At 47.0% G+C, this 18,354-nt stretch carries 20 protein-coding genes; 19 read left to right on the forward strand and 1 reads right to left on the reverse strand.

Features of this window, described 5'->3' with window-relative positions; translation table 11 throughout:
- The first annotated feature begins 10 nt into the window (after positions 1 to 10).
- The 3 genes from yajC to secF are packed head-to-tail and all read left to right on the forward strand — an operon-like array spanning position 11 to position 3,189.
- Complete coding sequence (gene yajC / locus QTP81_RS03535) at positions 11 to 346, forward strand: preprotein translocase subunit YajC (protein ID WP_289363764.1); 336 nt, start codon at positions 11 to 13, stop codon at positions 344 to 346.
- Positions 347 to 391: 45 nt separating this feature from the next.
- Positions 392 to 2,236, forward strand: a complete 1,845-nt coding sequence (secD, locus tag QTP81_RS03540) for a protein translocase subunit SecD (RefSeq protein ID WP_289363765.1) — start codon at positions 392 to 394, stop codon at positions 2,234 to 2,236.
- A gap of 11 nt (positions 2,237 to 2,247) precedes the next feature.
- Positions 2,248 to 3,189, forward strand: coding sequence for a protein translocase subunit SecF (gene secF / locus QTP81_RS03545; RefSeq protein ID WP_289363766.1), 942 nt, complete (start codon positions 2,248 to 2,250; stop codon positions 3,187 to 3,189).
- Positions 3,190 to 3,253: 64 nt separating this feature from the next.
- On the opposite strand, the gene suhB is transcribed toward secF, so the two are convergent.
- Entirely contained in the window at positions 3,254 to 4,027 is a 774-nt protein-coding gene (suhB, locus tag QTP81_RS03550; RefSeq protein WP_289363767.1) for an inositol-1-monophosphatase, read from the reverse strand.
- Positions 4,028 to 4,259: 232 nt separating this feature from the next.
- On the opposite strand from suhB, the gene trmJ reads away from it, so the two are divergent.
- The 16 genes from trmJ (at position 4,260) to hisS (ending at position 18,309) form a co-directional block, all read left to right on the forward strand.
- Positions 4,260 to 5,021 (forward strand): tRNA (cytosine(32)/uridine(32)-2'-O)-methyltransferase TrmJ, encoded by a 762-nt coding sequence (trmJ, locus tag QTP81_RS03555; protein WP_289363768.1) that lies wholly within the window; start codon positions 4,260 to 4,262, stop codon positions 5,019 to 5,021.
- 2 nt (positions 5,022 to 5,023) lie between these two features.
- Positions 5,024 to 5,854 (forward strand): serine O-acetyltransferase, encoded by an 831-nt coding sequence (gene cysE, locus QTP81_RS03560; RefSeq protein ID WP_289363769.1) that lies wholly within the window; start codon positions 5,024 to 5,026, stop codon positions 5,852 to 5,854.
- A 93-nt stretch (positions 5,855 to 5,947) separates the two neighbouring features.
- A complete protein-coding gene (iscR, locus tag QTP81_RS03565; RefSeq protein ID WP_289363770.1) occupies positions 5,948 to 6,436 on the forward strand; it encodes a Fe-S cluster assembly transcriptional regulator IscR in 489 nt (162 codons plus the stop codon).
- Between the two features lie 14 nt (positions 6,437 to 6,450).
- Positions 6,451 to 7,674, forward strand: a complete 1,224-nt coding sequence (locus tag QTP81_RS03570; RefSeq protein WP_289363771.1) for an IscS subfamily cysteine desulfurase — start codon at positions 6,451 to 6,453, stop codon at positions 7,672 to 7,674.
- Positions 7,675 to 7,721: 47 nt separating this feature from the next.
- Entirely contained in the window at positions 7,722 to 8,105 is a 384-nt protein-coding gene (iscU, locus tag QTP81_RS03575) for a Fe-S cluster assembly scaffold IscU (protein WP_289363772.1), read from the forward strand.
- A 5-nt stretch (positions 8,106 to 8,110) separates the two neighbouring features.
- Entirely contained in the window at positions 8,111 to 8,455 is a 345-nt protein-coding gene (gene iscA, locus QTP81_RS03580) for an iron-sulfur cluster assembly protein IscA (RefSeq protein WP_289363774.1), read from the forward strand.
- 8 nt (positions 8,456 to 8,463) lie between these two features.
- Positions 8,464 to 8,988 carry a co-chaperone HscB gene (hscB, locus tag QTP81_RS03585; RefSeq protein WP_289363775.1) on the forward strand — a complete coding sequence of 175 codons (525 nt, stop codon included), beginning with the start codon at positions 8,464 to 8,466 and terminating at the stop codon, positions 8,986 to 8,988.
- A 26-nt stretch (positions 8,989 to 9,014) separates the two neighbouring features.
- Positions 9,015 to 10,874 carry a Fe-S protein assembly chaperone HscA gene (hscA, locus tag QTP81_RS03590; RefSeq protein ID WP_289363776.1) on the forward strand — a complete coding sequence of 620 codons (1,860 nt, stop codon included), beginning with the start codon at positions 9,015 to 9,017 and terminating at the stop codon, positions 10,872 to 10,874.
- A gap of 14 nt (positions 10,875 to 10,888) precedes the next feature.
- A complete protein-coding gene (gene fdx, locus QTP81_RS03595) occupies positions 10,889 to 11,227 on the forward strand; it encodes an ISC system 2Fe-2S type ferredoxin (protein WP_289363777.1) in 339 nt (112 codons plus the stop codon).
- A gap of 19 nt (positions 11,228 to 11,246) precedes the next feature.
- On the forward strand, positions 11,247 to 11,804 hold the full coding sequence (locus QTP81_RS03600; RefSeq protein WP_289363778.1) for a lipid-binding SYLF domain-containing protein: 558 nt from the start codon (positions 11,247 to 11,249) through the stop codon (positions 11,802 to 11,804).
- 84 nt (positions 11,805 to 11,888) lie between these two features.
- A complete protein-coding gene (ndk, locus tag QTP81_RS03605; protein WP_289363779.1) occupies positions 11,889 to 12,320 on the forward strand; it encodes a nucleoside-diphosphate kinase in 432 nt (143 codons plus the stop codon).
- Between the two features lie 66 nt (positions 12,321 to 12,386).
- The gene (gene rlmN / locus QTP81_RS03610; RefSeq protein WP_289363780.1) at positions 12,387 to 13,565 is read left to right on the forward strand and encodes a dual-specificity RNA methyltransferase RlmN; all 1,179 of its coding nucleotides are present in this window, start codon (positions 12,387 to 12,389) and stop codon (positions 13,563 to 13,565) included.
- An 86-nt stretch (positions 13,566 to 13,651) separates the two neighbouring features.
- Positions 13,652 to 14,857, forward strand: coding sequence for a type IV pilus biogenesis/stability protein PilW (pilW, locus tag QTP81_RS03615; protein WP_289363781.1), 1,206 nt, complete (start codon positions 13,652 to 13,654; stop codon positions 14,855 to 14,857).
- Positions 14,858 to 14,863: 6 nt separating this feature from the next.
- On the forward strand, positions 14,864 to 15,802 hold the full coding sequence (locus tag QTP81_RS03620) for a RodZ domain-containing protein (protein ID WP_289363783.1): 939 nt from the start codon (positions 14,864 to 14,866) through the stop codon (positions 15,800 to 15,802).
- Between the two features lie 7 nt (positions 15,803 to 15,809).
- Complete coding sequence (ispG, locus tag QTP81_RS03625) at positions 15,810 to 16,940, forward strand: flavodoxin-dependent (E)-4-hydroxy-3-methylbut-2-enyl-diphosphate synthase (protein WP_289363785.1); 1,131 nt, start codon at positions 15,810 to 15,812, stop codon at positions 16,938 to 16,940.
- A 91-nt stretch (positions 16,941 to 17,031) separates the two neighbouring features.
- On the forward strand, positions 17,032 to 18,309 hold the full coding sequence (gene hisS / locus QTP81_RS03630; protein ID WP_289363786.1) for a histidine--tRNA ligase: 1,278 nt from the start codon (positions 17,032 to 17,034) through the stop codon (positions 18,307 to 18,309).
- Positions 18,310 to 18,354 lie beyond the last annotated feature (45 nt).

Below are 18,354 nucleotides of genomic sequence, written 5' to 3' on the forward strand. Positions count from 1 at the left end.
GGGGAAGTTTATGAGCTTTTTTATATCTAACGCACACGCACAGGCAGCCGGCGCTCAGCAAGGCGGTGGTTTTGAGATGATCATCATGCTGGTGGTTTTCGGTTTAATCTTTTATTTCTTGCTTTATCGTCCACAGGCAAAGCGCGTTAAAGAGCATAAGAATCTAGTTGCGTCACTGAGTAAAGGTGATGAAGTACTCACTCAAGGTGGCTTAGTAGGAAAAATTACTAAGGTGAGTGAAGACAAAGACTTTATCGAAGTTTCACTGAATGAAACTAACAATATTGTTGTGCAAAAAGCGGCGGTTACCGCGGTTTTACCGAAAGGTACAATGAAAGCTATCTAATCGATTGATGGGCGGTTATGCCGCTCATCACCAAGGAATGACGTTGTGTTAAATCAAAATCCTGTTTGGAAGACCTTACTGGTATTAATCGTAGTATTCGGTTGTGCTTTGTATGCGTTGCCCAATATTTACGGTGAGGATTTCGCCGTACAAATATCCGCTGACCGCGATGCGCAAGTGAATCAACAAACTGTTGAGCAAGTCAGTCAAAGCTTGGCGCAAGCCGATATTGATGTGAAACGCATAGAATCGGCAAATGATCGCATTTTGGTTCGTGTGTTTGACAATGACGCGCAATTAGCAGCGCGAGATGCGTTGCAAACGGCGCTCGGTGATAATTACATCGTAGCGATGAACTTAGCCCCTGATACACCAGAATGGTTAGCGTCTATAGGTGGCGCACCAATGAAGTTGGGGCTTGATTTGCGTGGTGGTGTGCACTTTTTGATGGAAGTGGACATGAATTCTGTGCTTGAAAAAGCCATTGAGGACGCACAAGGCGATTTTCGTACTGCATTGCGCGAGGAAGGTTTGCGTTACCGCACTGTCCGGGCAAGTGAAAACACCATTGAAATTGTTTTCCGTGACCAAGAGACGCTGGATTCTGCAGAGTTCTTCTTGAAAAACCGCAACCGGGATTTCACCTTTGAAGAGCGCAGTGATTTGCGCCTTGTAGCCATTTTTAGTGAGCTGCGTTTAGCTGAAATCAAAGACTATGCGGTCAACCAAAACATCACGATTATTCGTAACCGGGTTAACCAGTTAGGGGTTGCTGAGCCTTTGGTTCAGAAGCAAGGCGCAGATAGGATTGTTGTGCAATTGCCCGGTATTCAAGACACTGCTAAGGCCAAAGAAATTCTTAACGCTACTGCGACATTGGAATTCCGCATGGTTGACCAGCGCAACGATATTCGCGACGCAATAAACGGGCGAGTTCCGCCGAGTTCTGAATTAATTGAAGATCGACAGGGAATCCCGCAATTACTCGAAAAGCGTATCATGTTGTCGGGCAGTCATATCATTGATGCTAATAGCGGTGTAGATGAATATGGTGTACCTCAAGTGAACATCTCACTCGACAGTGAGGGTGGGAGCATGATGTCGCGCGGCACCAAAGGCAATATCGGCAAGCCAATGGCGACAGTTTTTATCGAGTTTAAGCCCACGGATAAAGTTAATTCTGAAGGTAAAACCATTTTTGTTGAAGAGCGCGAAGTCATCAACGTGGCGACGATACAAGCGCAACTGGGCAGTTCGTTCCGTATCACAGGCTTAGATTCCCCTGCTGAAGCACGTGACTTAGCGCTTTTATTGCGCGCCGGTGCTCTAATTGCGCCAATACAAATTGTTGAAGAGCGTACCGTGGGACCAAGTCTCGGTAAAGAAAACATCGAATTGGGTATGACGGCAATCAAATGGGGCATGGCCCTCGTTCTGTTGTTCATGCTGATTTACTACAAGGCGTTTGGTGTGGTTGCGAACATCGCTTTGGTCGCCAACATCATAATGATCGTTGGGGTTATGTCGATGATTCCAGGCGCTACGCTTACGCTGCCGGGAATGGCAGGTATCGTTTTGACGGTCGGTATGGCAGTTGATGCGAACGTGCTTATTTTTGAACGGATCCGTGAAGAAATTCGCGATGGTCGCAGCCCACAACAAGCGATTCACCACGGATTTGACAGCGCATTCTCAACCATCTTGGATGCCAATATCACGACCTTTATAGCGGGATTGATTTTGTTTGCCGTAGGTACTGGACCGATCAAAGGTTTCTCAGTGACGTTGATGATTGGTATTGCAACATCGATGTTCACTGCGATTGTGGTAACTCGTACGTTAGTCAACCTCATTTGGGGTGGGCGTCGCGTTGAAAAGCTGGCAATTTAAGGAGATAAATTATGCAGTTACTTAAATTATCCAGCACTGTGCAGTTCATGAAACTGCGCGTTCCTGCGATGGTACTTTCAACAATCTTGGTCATTGGTTCAATTGTAGCCTTGAGTGTTAACAAGCTCAATTGGGGGTTGGATTTTACCGGCGGTACTTTGATTGAAGTGGGTTATGCTGAAGCGGCTGACTTGAGTCAAATTCGCACATTGCTCAATGCCGCTGATTTCGGCGACGCCATTGTGCAAAACTTTGGCAGTAGCCAAGATGTGTTGATTCGCGTTGCACCTCGTGAAGGTATCAATGCCGAGACTATCGGCGATCAAATCTTAGTGGCGTTGCGCGCCAGCGGCACTGACGTTGATATGCGTCGCATCGAGTTTGTTGGGCCAAACGTTGGTGAAGAGTTGACCGAACAGGGCGGTTTGGCAATGTTAGTCGCTCTGATCTGTATCTTGATTTATGTCGCAATGCGTTTTGAATGGCGTTTCGCACTGGGTTCAGTAGGCGCTTTGGCCCACGACGTTATCATCACTCTAGGTTTGTTTGCTGTGCTACAGCTAGAGTTTGATTTGACTATACTCGCAGCGGTCCTCGCGGTAATAGGTTATTCACTCAACGATACCATCGTTGTCTCGGACCGCATTCGCGAAAATTTCCGTAAAGTGCGCAAAGGCACGCCAGAGGAAATTATCAATATTTCACTTACGCAAACACTCAACCGTACCATTATCACCTCATTAACAACGGTATTGGTATTGTTAGCGCTGTTTTTCAAAGGCGGTGCGTTAATTCACGGATTTGCTACAGCATTGCTGTTTGGTGTGATTATCGGTACTTACTCGTCAATTTATGTCGCCAGTTCTGTCGCTTTGGCATTGGGTATCAGCAAAGAAGACTTGATGCCGCCGCAGGTCGAAAAAGAAGGTGAAGAGTTTGATGCGATGCCCTAATCGCATCGTTGGAGCATAAAAGAATCCCCGCTTGTGCGGGGATTTTTGTTTGCGAAAGACAGTTTTATTTTAAGTGCTTTACTAACTGCTGAACGACACGTGGGCTTCCAGCAACCATTTCGCCAGCGTAGAGCGGGTCGTTGTTACCGGCAAAATCAGTGACTAAGCCACCAGCCTCACGCACGAGTAACTCACCGGCGGCAATATCCCATGGTTGTACACCGCGCTCCCAATAACCGTCAAGTCGCCCTGCGGCAACATAAGCCATGTCTAGGGCAGCAGAGCCTGAGCGACGAATGTCACCCGCTTTACTAAAGATTTGCGTAAATTGTCGCGTGTATTGTTCTAGCTGTTCTGGCTGCTTGAATGGGAAAGCTGTGCCCAAGATAGTTTGATCAAGATCTTTAGCTTTCGACGCGCGAATACGGTAGCCATTTAGCTGTGCACCTGCACCTTTGCTGGCGGTAAATAATTCGCCTCGAATTGGGTCAAAGACCACTGCTTGGTCTAGACGACCTTTGTGCAACAGCGCAATAGAGACACTGAAGTGAGGAATACCTTTGATAAAGTTAGTCGTGCCGTCTAGCGGGTCGATAATCCAAGTGAAAGTTTCATCGTCGCCCTGTTTACCGCTTTCTTCGCCATAGAACGCGTGATCTGGATAAGATTGTTTGATCTTACTGATGATGGCTTGCTCAGCTTCCTTATCGATTTTCGTGACAAAATCGTTCTTACCTTTTGCTTGTGTATCTAAGTCGTCGCGGTTTTCAAAACCCCGCGCAATAATGTTACCGGCCACGCGTGCTGCGCGCACCGCAATATTTAGCATTGGATGCATATTATTCACCATCAGTTGTCAAAGAACGAGAAAGGCCCGCAACCGTCGGTTTCTGGGCAAAAAACGCGCGCATCCTAACAGAACGACGCTTTTTTGCAATGGCTTTATATTCTCTGGTTTCAGCTTAGTTCAATTCGAACTGCTTTGCCGTGCCTAATATGCTAAAATCTCGCGCGATTTTTTGACGGCTCATTTGATTGGATTTGTGCTGCGTTTAACGGTAGAGACTGCAATGCTAGAGAACATCCGGATAGTTTTAGTTAACACTTCTCATACAGGAAATATTGGTTCCACGGCCCGAGCGATGAAAACCATGGGGCTTAGTCAATTAGTCTTAGTGGATCCAGTATCACCGCCCGACGGCAAATCCAGCGCACTTGCAGCAGGAGCCGGTGATGTACTTGCCAATGCTAAGACAGTTGCCACGCTAGAAGAGGCTGTAGCTGATTGTGGTTTGGTAGTGGGTACTTCGGCGCGTTCACGCACGCATTCTTGGCCGATGTTAGGGCCACGTGATTGCGGCGTGAAGTTGGTGCAAGAAGTGGCGAAGTATCCAGTCGCACTCGTGTTTGGACGCGAGAACAACGGGCTTTCTAACGAAGAGTTGCAGCAATGTCATTTTCACATGTGCATTCCCGCAAACCCAGAATACAGTTCGTTAAACTTGGCCGCTGCAGTGCAAACACTGTGCTACGAAATCCGCATGGCGCACTTAAGTCAAAATGAGTACCCCGAGGTAGAGCAAGAATATCCGCTCAATGAAAACCTTGAAAAGTTTTACCAGCACCTTGAGCAAAGTCTGACAAAAACCGGTTTTATTGTAAAAAATCATCCGGGCATGGTCATGACTAAACTGCGACGTTTGTTTAATCGCGCTCGACCTGAATCGGCAGAACTGAATATTTTGCGCGGGATTTTATCATCCATTGATAAGTCCGTGCCTGATGCTAATGCTACTTCAGCGTCTCAGTCAGACGACCGCAAAGAGGGTTAGTTATGTTTGCTCGAATAAAGGAAGACATAGCCAGTGTTTTTCATCGCGATCCTGCTGCGCGGACAACTTTTGAAGTATTAAGCAACTATCCGGGGTTACACGCCATTTGGTTTCATCGCTTAAGTCATAAGCTCTGGCGTCGCAATTGGAAGTGGCTTGCGCGATCAGTCAGCACCTTTTCACGTTGGCTTACCGGTATAGAGATTCATCCAGGCGCGAAATTGGGACGCCGATTTTTTATCGATCATGGTATGGGCGTTGTGATTGGCGAAACTGCTGAAATCGGCGATGACGTGACCATTTATCACGGTGTTACGCTAGGTGGTACTACTTGGAAAGCGGGCAAGCGACATCCTACACTGAAAGACAATGTGGTGATTGGAGCGGGCGCTAAAGTGCTCGGCCCAATTGTGCTGCACGAGGGCGCAAAAGTGGGTTCTAACTCGGTGGTTGTTAAAGATGTTCCGGCCGGCGCTACGGCGGTTGGTATTCCCGGACGGATTATCCAAGCACCACAAGCAAATGCTGAATCGCAAGCCGCGAATCAACAACGCCGCAGCCAAATAGCACAGAAATTTGGCTTTGACGCATATGCCGTCTCTGCGGATAACCCCGATCCAGTCGCGAACGCAATGGGGGTCATGTTGGAACACGTTCACATCATGGACAAGAAAGTTGAAGAAATGTGCACGGCTATTCAAGCAATGGGGGGCAATGTATGTACTAAGTCATTGCACAGTTTAACGGTCGAGGACTTTGCTGATACGGGCTTGAAGCCGAAAGTAAAGGACAGTAAAGACTCACCAGACGATGCCTTTGACCCCAAAATATAAGTCTCTATACCTGACTAAAACACTCGGATAAATACTTGACTGTTTTAGTAGGTTATGTAACAATTCGCGGCAATTGAACGATGGGAAAGTCGCATGAAATTGACATCAAAAGGTCGCTATGCGGTCACTGCAATGCTTGATGTAGCGTTACATTCAGCGAAGGGCCCGGTGCCATTAGCAGATATCTCTGAACGCCAGGAGATTTCATTGTCGTATTTAGAGCAGCTGTTTGCTCGACTGCGCAAAGGGCAGTTAGTTGACAGTGTTCGAGGACCGGGTGGCGGCTATTTGCTGGGGCGCGACGCGAATGAAATAGCAATTGGTGAAGTTATTCGCGCTGTTGACGAAACAGTCGATGCCACCCGTTGTCAGGGGCAGTCGGACTGTCAAGGTGGCGAGCAGTGTCTAACCCATAGCTTGTGGCACGACCTCAGCGAACGCATCAGTTTATTTCTCGACGGCATTAGTCTCGGTGAACTAATGGCAAAACGCGAAGTAAAACGTATCGCGGACCGCCAAGACAAATGCAAGAGCAAAGCATCTACATTAATTAACGAAATTGAAGTCAGCTTACAGCTGTAACTGGAGCAAATTACATGAGTCAGGTACAACTACCGATTTATTTAGACTATTCATCAACTACACCGGTAGATCCTAGAGTGGCCAAGAAGATGGCAGATTGCCTTACCAACGAAGGTAACTTCGGTAATCCAGCTTCTCGTTCGCACCGTTTCGGATGGGTTGCCGAGGAAGCCGTTGATGAGGCGCGTAATCACATTGCCGACTTGGTCAACGCAGACCCGCGTGAGATCGTTTTTACCAGTGGTGCAACTGAATCAAATAACCTTGCAATTAAAGGCGCAGCACATTTTTACTCCAAGCGTGGTAAGCACATTATTACCCTGAAAACTGAGCATAAAGCTGTGCTTGATACGTGTCGTCAACTTGAGCGTGAAGGCTTTGAGGTGACCTATTTAGAGCCTGAATCAAACGGTATCGTCGATTTGGACAAATTGCAGGCGGCAATGCGCGACGACACAGTGCTCGTTTCGATAATGCATGTTAATAACGAAATCGGTGTTATTCAGGATATCGCTGCAATTGGTGAAATCTGTCGTGCTCGCAAAATTTTATTTCATGTTGATGCTGCGCAAAGTACAGGTAAGGTGCCTATCGATTTGCAGACATTAAAAGTCGACTTAATGTCGTTCTCTGCCCACAAAACCTATGGTCCGAAAGGTATCGGTGCTTTGTACGTGCGTCGTAAACCGCGGGTGCGTATTGAAGCTCAAATTCACGGTGGTGGTCACGAACGCGGCATGCGCTCTGGGACACTTGCAACCCATCAAATCGTCGGCATGGGTGAAGCGTTTAGACTTGCAAAAGAAGAGATGGCAACGGAAAACGAACGTTTATTAATGCTGCGCAACCGCTTATGGGACGGCATAAAAGACATTGAAGCGGTTACTATCAATGGCGATCTGGAACAGCGCGTAGCCGCTAACCTCAATGTGAGCTTCGCTTACGTTGAAGGAGAATCATTAATCATGGCATTGAAAGATATGGCCGTTTCATCAGGTTCTGCTTGCACATCAGCGAGTCTTGAGCCTTCTTATGTTTTACGCGCATTGGGATTAACTGACGAATTAGCGCACAGCTCAATCCGATTCAGTTTGGGACGATTCACTACTGAAGCTGAAATCGATTATGTCATCGATGTTATACGCAATGCGATAGATAAGTTGCGTGAAATGTCACCGCTGTGGGATATGTATAAAGAAGGTATCGACCTTGAAAGCGTTGAGTGGGTGCACCACTAATACGCAAGAGTTTGGTACAGCAGAGCAATTTTTAAGAGGCAAAAGTTATGGCGTATAGCGATAAAGTAATCGACCATTATGAAAACCCACGTAACGTGGGCGCGTTTGACAAGAATGACCCAAGTGTAGCGACCGGAATGGTTGGTGCTCCAGCGTGTGGTGATGTAATGAAGCTGCAACTAAAAGTTGGCGAAAACGGGATTATTGAAGATGCCAAATTTAAGACCTACGGTTGTGGTTCTGCGATTGCATCTAGCAGTTTGGTAACCGAATGGGTGAAAGGTAAATCAATTGACGAAGCAACGTCGATTAAAAATACCGATATTGCTGAAGAGTTAGCACTTCCACCAGTGAAAATTCACTGTTCTATTTTGGCTGAAGATGCAATCAAAGCTGCGGTCGAAGACTATAAAAGTAAACATAAATCATAAGTGTAATGAGCGAAGTTCAAGAGTATTCTGGTGTTACCGTAACCGACGCCGCGGCGTTGCGAGCCAAAACATTTTTACAAAATCGCGGTAGTGGAATTGGCTTGCGCCTTGGCGTTAAGACGACCGGCTGTTCGGGGTTGGCGTATGTGCTTGAGTTCGTAGACGAGCTCAATGCCGACGATGAAGTGTTTGAAAGCAACGGTGTGAAAATTATCATCGATGGTAAGAGCTTAGTTTATCTTGATGGCACTGAATTGGATTTTGCCAAAGAAGGTTTAAACGAAGGATTTCAGTTTAACAACCCCAACGCCAATGGTGAATGTGGTTGTGGTGAAAGCTTTAACGTTTAACCAGACTTATGACCAACTATTTCGAATTATTTGGGCTGCCAGTTACCTACGAATTGGATTTGGCAGCTTTATCGCAAACCTACCAAGAATTACAGCGCCTGACTCATCCGGATCGATTTGCTGATCAAGGACAACAGCAGCAGCGTATAGCTCTGCAGAAAAACTCTCTCGTCAGCGATGGGTACAGCGTTCTAAAATCACCTGCACGGCGGGCAGAACACCTGCTGAGTTTGCGTGGCATTGAATTAGCTGGCGAAACCCAAACCATGCAAGATATGGACTTTTTGATGCAGCAGATGGAATGGCGTGAGATGCTCGCTGATGTCACTGCCGATAGCGGGGAAGAGGTCATCGAAGAGTTACACGAGATCATTGAGGCACAACACAAGCAACTTTATCAAGCGCTCCAGCGCGAATTGGAGCAGCAGTCTGCGCAGAGTGACCAAGCCGCGGCAGATTTACTCCGCAAGATTAAGTTTATCGACAAGTTGCATGCAGAAGTGATGGAAAAAGAAGAGCAATTCTTTTCTTAACGACAAAACGAGATAGAAACGACTATATGGCATTACTCCAGATTGCGGAACCCGGTCAAAGCGCTGCGCCCCATCAGCGTAAGTTAGCGATAGGAATTGACCTTGGCACGACACATTCATTAGTTGCTACTGTTCGCAGTGGGCAAGCAGAAACACTTGCAGATGAGCAAGAACGTCACTTGTTACCCTCTGCTGTGCAGTACAGTCAGGACAATACCATTGTTGGCTATAAGGCCTATGAAAACGCAGCACATGATCCGAAAAACACGATCATTTCAGTCAAGCGCTTTATCGGTCGGAGCGTTGAAGATGTGTTGCACACCTGGCCAAATTTACCTTATGAATTTGCTTCTGAGTGCGCACAGAATGTGCAAATAAAAACGCAACAAGGGATCAAAAATCCCATTCATGTGTCAGCTGACATCTTAGCGTCATTACGCGGTCGAGCAGAAAAAACCCTTGGCGATGAAGTCACCAAGGCAGTAATTACTGTCCCTGCTTATTTTGATGATGCCCAACGTCAGGGGACAAAGGATGCTGCAGCAGTTGCGGGTCTTGATGTTATGCGCTTGCTCAATGAACCGACAGCAGCGGCGTTGGCGTACGGTCTAGATAGCGGTCAAGAAGGCATTGTTGCGGTTTATGATTTGGGTGGCGGAACCTTTGATATATCTGTATTGCGTCTGAGTCGCGGTGTATTTGAAGTACTCAGTACTGGCGGCGATTCGGCACTAGGCGGTGATGATTTTGACCATGCATTGGCAGATGCTGTTGCGACGCAATTAGGCTTAAGCGAAAGTGACAAAAAACGTCACTATCGAGCGTTGGTATCCGCTGCAAAGCGAGCGAAGGAAGCTCTGAGTGAACATGATACTGCAGTGCTTGAAATAGACAGTGACGAGTTCGCGGCGGTCGAAATCAGCCGCGAGCAGCTACAAGCATTGATTCAGCCTTTGATTCAAAAAACTATTCGCGCTTGTCGACGCGCGTTAAAAGACGCGGATGTCAGTAAAGACGAGGTTGTAGAGGTTGTCTTAGTCGGTGGTTCGACACGCGTCCCTGCAGTGCGAGAAGCTGTGGAGACGTTTTTTGCTAAACCGCCGCTGACATCGATTGACCCGGATAAAGTCGTGGCAATTGGTGCCGCTTTGCAAGCGGATATTCTAGTCGGTAACAAACCCGATACGGACATGCTGCTGCTCGACGTACTACCACTATCTTTGGGTATTGAGACCATGGGTGGCTTAGCCGAGAAAATTATTGCGCGCAACACGACCATACCTGTTGCGAAGGCACAAGAATTTACTACCTTTAAAGACGGCCAAACGGCGATGATGATTCACGTGGTTCAAGGCGAGCGTGAACTGGTTGATGACTGTCGTTCACTGGCACGCTTTACCCTGACAGGGATCCCTCCGATGGCAGCCGGTGCGGCACATATTCGGGTAACGTTTCAAGTTGACGCCGATGGCTTGTTAAGCGTTACTGCGATGGAGAAGTCTTCTGGAGTAAGTGCAGATATCCAAGTGAAACCATCCTATGGCCTAGAAGAGCGTGAAATCGCAGGCATGTTGAAAGACTCCATGTCGAATGCCAAACAAGACATGCAGGCGCGTATGCTCAAGGAGCAGCAAGTGGAAGCTGCTCGGGTACTTGAGGCGTTGAATGCTGCCTTGTCTGTGGATGCAGACTTATTAAGTGCCGAAGAGTTAGCTAATCTTCAACAGCAAATGCAAGTACTTGAAAACGTCGCAGCAAATGCCGATATAGATGCGATTAAGGTGGCTATCGAAAACGTCGACAAAGCCAGTCAAACTTTTGCCGAGCGCCGTATGGATAAGTCGATTAATATTGCCTTGGCAGGCCAATCCGTTGAACAAATTTAATTAAGGTTAGAATAATGCCTCAAGTGATTTTTTTGCCACACCCTGAACTTTGCCCAGATGGCGCAGTGCTAGAAGGCGATACTGGAACCTCAGTGCTGGACGTTGCACTTTCAAACGGAATTGGTATTGAGCATGCGTGTGAAAAATCCTGTGCCTGTACCACCTGTCACGTGATTGTTCGCGAGGGTTTTGACTCGCTGGATGAGAGCGATGAACTAGAAGATGACCTACTTGACAAAGCGTGGGGATTAGAGCCTGAATCAAGATTGGGATGTCAGGCTATAATCAAGGACGAAGACTTGGTAGTAGAGATACCCAAATACACAATCAACCACGCTAGCGAAGATCATTAATCGCGCTAAGGAGACTGCGATGTATAAGCTGTTAACCTCATTCTTATTGGTATCACTTCTTAGTGGCTGTGCATCGATGGGGCAAGGTAGCGTTGCTGAAAAGCGTACGGCTATTTTGGATATGCGCAATACAACACTGCAGAAATTGTATGCAGAAAAGCCTGATACTCGAGCTCAAATTAATAGTGCTGAAGGCTACGCAGTCTTTTCAAATGCCAATGTGAATCTTATTTTTATGGCGGCAGGCACCGGCTATGGCGTGGTAGAAAATCGCGCAACGGGTAAGCGTACTTTTATGAACATGGCTGAAGGCGGTGTTGGTTTCGGGTTAGGTGTTAAGGACTATCGCATTATCATGGTGTTCCATACCCAAGAAGCCATTAATCAGTTTGTCGAGTCGGGCTGGACTTTTGGTGGTAACGCTGATGCAGCCGCAAAGGCTGGCGAAAAAGGCGGTTCAGTGGAAGCTGAAGCCTACTATGGCGATGTGAGTGTTTATACCCTGACCGAAAGCGGTCTGGCGCTGCAAGCGACGGTGAAAGGCACCAAGTTCTGGCAAGATGACCAACTGAATTAATCTGAGTTCAGCACTAGGTTTTTGCCCCAGAATTGCATATAATCCGCGCCGAAATTTTTATTAACCAGTTTACGGAGATAGAGCATGGCTCTCGAGCGTACTTTTTCAATCATTAAGCCTGATGCAGTTGCTAAAAATGTTATCGGTGCTATTTACAACCGTTTCGAAACAGCAGGTTTGCGTATTGTTGCCTCTAAAATGGTACACATGAGCAAAGAGCAAGCGGAAGGTTTTTACGCTGAGCACAAAGAGCGTCCTTTCTTCACTGCATTGGTAAACTTCATGACTTCTGGCCCAGTTATGGTGCAAGTACTTGAAGGCGAAAACGCTGTTGTTCGCAACCGTGAAATCATGGGCGCAACTAATCCTGCAGAAGCGACTGCTGGTACTTTACGTGCTGACTACGCTGAGTCAATTGACGAAAATGCCGTTCACGGCTCTGATGCACCAGAGTCAGCCGCTCGCGAAATTGCTTACTTCTTCTCAGAAGAAGAGATTTGCCCACGCACTCGCTAAGCGCGTAACGGAATCGATAAAGGGAGCTTATCGCTCCCTTTTTGCGTATTCTAGGAGACGATTAATATGTCAAATAGCCAATCACCACAACAGCAAACCGCCGGCGTAAACACGGTTGAGAGTGACGTGAAGAAAGTCAATTTACTCAACTTTAATCGGCAGGGGTTACGTGACTTTTTTGCCTCAATCGGTGAAAAGCCATTTCGCGCTGACCAATTGATGAAGTGGATTTATCAACATGGTGAAGATGATTTTGACAATATGACCAATCTCAACAAGTCTCTGCGTGCCAAGTTAAAGGCGCAGTGCGAAATTACAGCACCTGAGATTGCATACCAGCAGAATGCCACCGATGGGACGATCAAGTTCGCGTTAAAACTAGCCGGTGGTCAAGAAGTCGAGACCGTTTGGATCCCTGAAACTGACCGTGCCACGTTGTGTGTTTCTTCGCAAGTGGGCTGTGCACTGGAATGCACATTTTGTTCGACGGCTCAACAGGGGTTTAATCGCAACTTGTCAGTCGCTGAGATCATTGGCCAAGTATGGCGGGTGGCGACTACATTGGGTCTATCAAACGACTCAAGCCAACGACCGGTCACTAACGTCGTGATGATGGGCATGGGGGAGCCATTGCTCAACTTGAAAAACGTTGTGCCAGCGATGGATATCATGCTCGATGATTTTGGCTTCGGCTTGTCTAAACGGCGCGTGACATTGAGTACTTCAGGTGTTGTCCCAGCACTTGATATGTTGGCCGATCAAATCGACGTTGCCTTAGCAATTTCACTGCATGCCCCGAATGACGAATTGCGTGATGAAATTGTACCGATTAATAAAAAGTACAATATCGAAACCTTCCTTGCAGGTGTGCGTCGTTACTTAGATAAAAGTAAAGCAAATCAGGGCAGAGTCACCGTTGAGTACGTTATGCTCAATCAAATCAATGACAGTACTGATCAGGCACATGAATTGGCTAAGGTATTGAAAGATACACCGAGTAAAATCAATTTGATCCCTTTTAATCCTTATCCAGGATCACCTTATACTTGTTCGAGCAACTCGCGTATCGACCGTTTTGCGAAAGTTCTCATGAGTTACGGCTTTACTGTTATGGTGAGAAAAACGCGCGGTGATGACATCGATGCGGCGTGTGGTCAATTGGTGGGTGACGTCGTTGATCGCACCAAGCGGTTGATGAAGAAACAAGCAAAAGGTCAACCAATTTCGGTTAAAATGGCCCAGTAGACAAGAAAACACGTATAAACCATTGTTATTAGTGGGTAGTCTGATAAATTTGCCTACAATACCTTTGTGATATTACGAGCCAGTACATGTTTTTACGCAGCGCTATCATTGTTTCGATGATTCTATTATCTGGTTGCGTGAGCGAGCCTTTACCCGAAGGGTTCGAGCGCAGTAACGATTTTGATCAAGTGGAAGCCGCCAAAACGCGCATTTCGCTGGGCTTAACCTACCTTAAAAATGGCAATTACACGCAAGCCAAAATCAATTTAGACAAAGCGTTAGAGTTTGCACCTAGATTGGCAGATGCACATTACAGTATGGCTTATTATTACCAGCTAGTAGACGAAGTTGTGCGCGCCGAAGAGTCTTATAAAAACGCGCTCAAATTAGATTCGCGCAACCCTGATATTGCCAACAGTTATGGCGCGTTCCTGTGTCAGCAAAGTCGCTACGAAGAGGCGAAAGAGTTTTTTATGCGCGCGGTTAATAGCCAGAGCTATGCCAATTCGGCTGAAACCTATGAGAATATGGCGTTGTGCAGCCTGAGTCAGAATCGCTCACTTGATGCAATAAACTATTTGAACACCGCATTAAATCATCAACCCACACGCGCAAAGAGTCTGTTTTTGTTGGCCGAGTTGCAAGCTCAAGCGGGTCAGTACAACGAAGCTAAACAAACCCTGGCTCGATACCAGCGAGTCGCACGGGTCAGTGCCGATACCTTGTGGTTATCAGTACAAATCGAACGCGGCTTGGGCGAGTATGAAATGGCTGAAGGCTATGGGGAAATGCTTATGCGAATGTACCCAGGTCATCGTTTGACCAAGCGTTATATTACTTCAATTGAAGAGCAAGCCGAGCAAACTGTGCGTGTTACTCGTAAGCCTGCGCCGATAGAGGATACTCCCCTCCCTGCACAAGACGCTGAAGAAGTTGTCGAGCCCGAGCCTGTCGTTACGCCACCAGAGACTACACAAGTTGAACCTGAGCCTGAGCCAGAGGTCGAAACGAGAGTTACGCCAAACGATGATGTTACTGAGACTCCAGAGGTTGTAATTCCAGTCACTCCAGAGGTTTCTTCAGCTACGGGTACGCCGGTAATGGACGGCGATAGAGTGATTAAGCATCAGGTGGCGAAACGTGAAAACCTGTATCGTATTTCGTTACGGTATAATGTTAAAATTCAAAGCCTGATCGAGTGGAATAATTTGCCCGAAAGCGGTGCAATAGATTATGGCATGCTACTTTGGGTAGTTGACCCGGCGACAATCGAGAGCGAACAAGAGCAATAATACGCAATGACGGAATCACAAGTAGAAGCCGAAGTAACGGAAAACGCGACACCGACAGTTGGAGCGCAACTCAAAGCTGGACGCGAAGCCATAGGGCTTTCCCAACAAGCGTTGGCCGATAAGCTATTTCTTAAACTCACTATCATTCAACAGTTAGAAGACGATAACGTTGATAGCGCTACGTCTTCAACTTTTGTTAAAGGTTACATTCGCTTGTATGCCAAGAATGTTGACTTGGAACCAGAACCTTTGGTCGATTTGTTTAACGCCAGTATAGGGGTGCAAAAGGCGCCACAAAAGTTACAAAGCTTTTCACGCCGAACCACCCATGAGGCGCGTGATAACCGTTGGATGATGGTCACCTATTTCATTTTGGCTGTAGTGATCGCTTTATTTGTTTTGTGGTGGTATCAGCAACCACAAACAACGGTGTCAGAAGTCACAGCGACTTTGCCTGACGTAGAAAACATACAAACAGAGCGCACTGAACTGCCAAATTTACAAAGTGATGATGCTTATTCAGCCAATGCAGTGGGTGTTCCGCTTGACGAAGCTACCGACTCCGTCACTGAACAACCTGAGTTATCAGAACCGGGTGACATTGACGCAGACGTTTCGTCTGAACTCGGGGGGGAAGATACACAAGCGCTTGTTGATAATGACGCGCCGGCGATAGAAAATTTGAATCAAACAGAAACGCCAGCAACTGTCGACCTTGTGTTTAATTTCAGTGGCGACTGTTGGGTCAATATAACCGATGCTACAGGTGAAGCAATTGCCTATGGGACTAAAGTCGCGGGACGGATTATGCCCATCACGGGCTTACCACCATTTGAGGTCACACTCGGGGCTCCGCAAAATGTGGCGATAACATTCGCTGGCGAACCGGTTGATCTAAGCGATATTCCTGAAGGGCGAAGCGCCCGATTCACATTACCCAGGTAGGATTTTCATGTTTGCAGAATCACCTATAACGCGTCGTAAATCGACGCGCATTTATGTCGGCAATGTACCCATTGGTGATGGTGCCCCAATTGCCGTTCAGTCGATGACCAACACCCCGACGACAGATGTTGAGGCGACCGTTGCTCAGATAAAGCGTATTGAAGCCGTCGGCGGCGAAATTGTCCGCGTTTCGGTGCCAACGATGGATGCGGCTGAAGCGTTCAAGCAAATAAAGCAACAGGTCAATGTGCCATTGGTAGCTGACATACATTTTGATTACCGTATTGCGCTTAAGGTCGCTGAATACGGTGTCGACTGTTTGCGAATTAATCCCGGTAATATAGGCAACATGGACCGTGTTCGAGCTGTAGTTGACTGTGCTGCGGACAAGAATATACCGATTCGGATCGGTGTGAACGGTGGCTCTTTGGAGCGTGATTTACAGGAAAAATATGGTGAGCCTACACCTGAAGCATTGGTTGAGTCAGCCATGCGGCATGTGGATATTTTAGATAAGCTGAACTTCAATCAATTCAAAGTCAGTGTCAAAGCCTCCGATGTTTTTTTAGCCGTTGGCGCTTATCGTTTGTTAGCGCAACAAATCGATAACCCGTTGCACTTGGGTATTACCGAAGCTGGTGGATTCCGCTCTGGCGCAGTGAAGAGTGCTGTAGGTCTAGGAATGCTTCTCGCGGAAGGTATTGGCGATACGATTCGAATCTCATTAGCGGCTGATCCGGTTGAAGAGATTAAAGTTGGGTTTGATATTTTAAAATCACTACGCATCCGTTCGCGAGGAATTAATTTTATTGCTTGTCCCAGTTGTTCAAGGCAAGAGTTTGATGTAATTGGGACGGTTAATGCTTTAGAGCAACGCTTAGAAGACGTATTAACACCAATGGATGTGTCGATTATCGGTTGTGTAGTAAATGGGCCCGGCGAGGCTGAAGTATCTGATCTCGGTTTGACCGGGGCGCGAAATATGAGCGGCTTTTATCTAGATGGAAAACGTCAAAAAGAACGGCTTAAAAATGACGAATTGGTCGATCAGCTGGAACAACGAATCCGTGCTAAAGCGGCGATGTTAGATGAAAAAAATCAGATTCCCGTAAAAGCCGTAGAAAGTGACGTCAAATAACGCGAATAATCGCGATAAGTCAATTGTTGTTTGTTCTCATAGCCCCTATAATACGGGGCTTTTTATTAACTAATCGAATTCGAGTTACGCTGTGTCAAAACAACTCCAAGCCATCCGAGGAATGAATGATGGACTGCCGGAACAAACTGCATTGTGGCAGTGGGTAGAAAGTCGTATCCGGAAAGTAGTCGCAAGTTTTGGATATCAAGAAATTCGCACGCCGATCGTTGAAAGTACGGATCTATTTAAACGCTCAATTGGTGAAGCGACGGATATTGTCGAAAAGGAAATGTACACCTTCGACGACTATGGTGACAGTTTAACCCTACGCCCAGAAGGAACTGCTAGTTGTGTGCGGGCCGGGAATCAGCACGGTTTACTGTACAACCAACAGCAACGACTCTGGTATATGGGGCCAATGTTCCGTCACGAGCGTCCGCAAAAAGGCCGGTATCGCCAGTTCCACCAATTTGGTGTCGAGACCTTCGGTTTGTCCGGCCCAGATATTGATATTGAAGTTATCATGCTAAGTGCTCGTTTGTGGCGTGAGTTCGGTATTAGCAACGCGGTCACATTACAATTAAACTCTTTGGGCTCGCCAGCTGCCCGAGCTGACTATCGAGAAGCACTAGTAGCGTATTTGAGCGCTCATGAAGAACAACTCGATGAGGATAGTAAACGCCGCTTAAAAACAAATCCGCTGCGTGTACTAGACAGCAAGAATCCACAAGTACAAGCTCTTGTGAAGGATGCACCAGTATTGCTCGATTACCTGGATGAGGAGTCCAAGCAACATTTTTCAGAACTTTGTGAACGATTATCGCAATTGGGTATCGAATTTGAAGTCAATCCGCGTTTGGTGCGAGGCTTAGATTATTACAATCGCACGGTTTTTGAGTGGGTGACTGACAAATTAGGTGCACAAGGTACTGTGCTCGCTGGTGGACGCTACGACGGTTTAGTCGAACAATTGGGCGGCAAACCGACACCCGCAGTGGGCTTTGCAATGGGGCTTGAGCGTCTAATACTGATGATCGAGACTTTGCAGACCGCGCAGGTTTCTAATGCAGCCGCAGATGTCTATGTGATGCCCATGGGGGCTGAGCAGTTTGTATATGCAATGCAAGTGGCGGAGCAAATGCGTGCAGCACTACCTGCCGTTAATGTGCAGTTGCATTGCGGTGGCGGGAACATGAAAAAGCAATTTAAGCGCGCTGACAAAATCGGCGCACGTATTGGCATAGTGATTGGTGACAGTGAAGCGGAAGCTCGCTGTGTAGCGGTTAAACCGTTACGCAATCAAGGTGAACAACAAACAATTTCGTTGGCTGATATGCCAGCATTAGTACAACAGTTATTGACGGCATAGCCGTCGCTGAACAGTAATTAACTCAAGAGGTAGTAAGAACTACCC

Origin of the sequence: Neoalteromonas arenosi (assembly GCF_030362855.1) — a bacterium.
Classification (GTDB): Bacteria; Pseudomonadota; Gammaproteobacteria; order Enterobacterales; family Alteromonadaceae; genus Alteromonas_E; species Alteromonas_E arenosi.